Origin of the sequence: Streptomyces jumonjinensis (assembly GCF_009600885.1) — a bacterium.
Classification (GTDB): domain Bacteria; phylum Actinomycetota; class Actinomycetes; order Streptomycetales; family Streptomycetaceae; genus Streptomyces; species Streptomyces jumonjinensis.
On record NZ_VCLA01000158.1, the window covers coordinates 10607 to 13311 of the forward strand.

General features: G+C 73.3%; 3 protein-coding genes and 1 pseudogene. 2 read left to right on the top strand and 2 right to left on the bottom strand.

Features of this window, described 5'->3' with window-relative positions; all coding sequences use genetic code 11:
- Window positions 1–271, bottom strand: a pseudogene (locus tag FF041_RS38050) (DUF2470 domain-containing protein); the annotation flags it as partial.
- Between the two features lie 207 nt (window positions 272–478).
- Window positions 479–709 carry a DUF6296 family protein gene (locus tag FF041_RS22460; protein ID WP_153524470.1) on the bottom strand — a complete coding sequence of 77 codons (231 nt, stop codon included), beginning with the start codon at window positions 707–709 and terminating at the stop codon, window positions 479–481.
- Window positions 710–919: 210 nt separating this feature from the next.
- Between FF041_RS22460 and FF041_RS22465 the strand changes: the two genes are divergently transcribed.
- Complete coding sequence (locus FF041_RS22465; RefSeq protein WP_153524471.1) at window positions 920–1093, top strand: hypothetical protein; 174 nt, start codon at window positions 920–922, stop codon at window positions 1091–1093.
- Window positions 1094–1117: 24 nt separating this feature from the next.
- Window positions 1118–2705, top strand: a 1588-nt coding sequence (locus tag FF041_RS22470; protein ID WP_323392410.1) for an FxsB family cyclophane-forming radical SAM/SPASM peptide maturase, incomplete at its 3' end; no start/stop codon positions are given.

Genomic DNA, 2705 nt, shown 5'->3' on the forward strand with positions numbered 1-2705 from the left:
CCGGGGTCGGCGCGATGTCGGTGAACTCCAGGGTGGCGCGCACGAGTCCGCCGTCCCCGTCCGGGCTGTCCGGGGCCGTATCGTCCTCCCATACCCGGCCCATCGCCGGATGGAGATGGATGTGCTCGGTGACGCCCGGCCCGTCCAGCCGGGACACCTCGGTACGCCCCCGGTCGGTGACCACGGTCATCGAATCGGCCGCCGTCAGGATCGACCGGATCCGTTCGGCGCTCGTCGGCTGTGCGGGCGGGGCGTTGAACAGGCGGCGCATACGGATCTCCACATCTCCAGGCGTCGGACCAACGAGAAAATACTTAGGTATGCCTAGCCTAAGCTCTCATGGGTCCGATCGCCAAGCCCGGAGTCCTTCCCGCCCCCGGTTCACGCCCCCTTGAGCATCATCACGCCCCCTGATCCGGCTCTGCTCCGCGGACGGCAACCGAATCACTCCGGGACCGTCCGCCGGCGCGCGGTCCGCTCAGGGTTCGAGCGGACGCACCGACACCGGCATCCCCGGGGCCTGGTGTCCGCCGCTCGCCAGCATGCGGACCTCTCCGCGCTCGCTGATCTCCGCGCGGACGATGCCGGTGTCGTCCTCGTAGACGGGATGGCCGCCGGCCCCGGCTCGCTCGGTACGCCGGACGATCACCGCGTCGTCCTCCGTGCCCGACGCCTGGAACACCAGCTCATAGCTCTCCGCGTACTCCATGGGGCCTCCTGACAGTGTGCCCGGGGGCCGGATGCAGCCTCTTCCCATGCTGGCCCAGGTGCGCCCCCGCCGCCTGGGGAGCACCACCGTCCCGGGGACGGGAGGGGACCTCGGCCCGGCGTTCGAATTGGCCGGTCGACGCCTTGTACGCGCGTAGCCCCGGGGTCACGATGAGCGTGCCGACCGGAGCCATGCACCCGAGGAGGGCCCATGGACAGCTCTGAGCCGCCCGTGACGATCCGTGGTCTGCTGCCGGACCACAGCGACACCCCACTCGACCGGGTCCCCGATGACGACCGCGCCGCCGTGCTGGCCCGGGTGGGCTCGGCGCGCGAGACGGGCTCGGCGTTCCAGTCCTCGGGATCGGTCCGGCCCGCCCCGTAGCGCAGACCCACGGGGAGCGCCCAGGTGCCCGCGGCCACACGACCCTTCCGGCAGTTTGTGATCAAAGTGCACAGCCGGTGCGACCTGGCCTGCGACCACTGCTATGTCTACCGGCACGCGGACCAGAGCTGGCGGGGCCGCCCGGTGACGATGTCACCGGGGACCTTCCGCCTCGCCGCCGCGCGGATGGCCGAACACGCCGCCGCGCACGGACTGTCCCGGATCCATGTGGTGCTGCACGGCGGCGAGCCCCTGCTGGCCGGCCGGGAGCGGCTGCGCGGCTTCGCCCGTGAACTGCGCGCCGCGCTGGCGGGGGTGTGCGAACTCGATCTGCGGATGCAGACCAATGGGCTCCGGCTGGACGACGCGTTCTGCGCCATGCTGGCCGAGGAGGGCATCGTCACCGGTGTCTCCCTCGACGGCGACCGGCACGCCAACGACCGGCACCGGATCAGAGCCGACGGGTCGGGCAGCCATGACCAGGTGGTGCGGGCCGTCCGCCGTCTCGGATCGCCCGCCCACCGGAGCGCCTTCGGCGGGCTGTTGTGCACCGTCGACGTCGCCAACGACCCGGTCGCCGTCTACCGCTCCCTGTCCGGGCTCGATCCGCCCGGCATCGACTTTCTGCTGCCGCACGCCACCTGGGACCGGCCGCCGCCGCGCCCCCACGGCCCCACGGAGTACGCCGACTGGCTGATCGCCGTACACCGCAGCTGGACGGCGGAGGGCAGACCGGTCCGGATCCGGCTCTTCGAGTCCATCACCCGGCTGACGCACGGGGGCATCAGCCTCACCGAAGCCCTGGGCACGGGCAGCTCCGATCTTCTGGTGGTGGAGACCGATGGAGCCGTCGAACAGGCTGACTGGCTGAAAACCGTCGCGGAAGGCGCGCCCGGGACGGGATTCCATGTGGCTCGCGACCGCTTCGACCAGGCCGCCGAGCACCCCGGCATCCTCGCGCAGCGCCAGGGTCTGGACGGACTGTCCGCCGAGTGCCGCGCCTGCCCGGTCGTCGCCGTCTGCGGCGGGGGACTGTACGCCCATCGCTATCGCACCCCTTCGCCCACCCGGCCGGACGGCTTCGACCACCCCTCGGTCTACTGCGCCGACCTGCTGAAACTGATCCGGTATGTGGAGGCGGCGGACGCCGGGTCCACCGCGCACGGGCTGACGCCCGCCCACTTCGACGCGCTGGCGTCGGGGTTCGGCGGTGCGGCGGCCGTGACGGAGCTGGCGCGCACCCAGCGAGGGGTGCGCCGGATCCTGCTCGCCGCGGCGCACCGGTCCGCGATGCAGGGGGCCGCCGCGGACCAGGCCGCGACGCAGGGGACGGCCGTGCACCGGTCCGCAGCCCAGGGCACCGCCGCCGAGGACCAGGCCGCAGCCCAGGGTCCCGCCGAGCACCAGGCCGTGACCCGGATCCCTGAGGCGGACCGGTCCGTACCCCAGGGCGCCCCCGTACCCCCCGCCGCCGACCGGACCACCGCCGCCCGGACCCCCCGTGAACGGCGGACCCGGGACCCCCTTGAACGGCAGACCGCGCCCGGCGCGGCGACCGCCCGCGACCAGGGCTGGCGGGCGGTCCTCGGGCTGTCCCCCGCCGCCCTGGAGA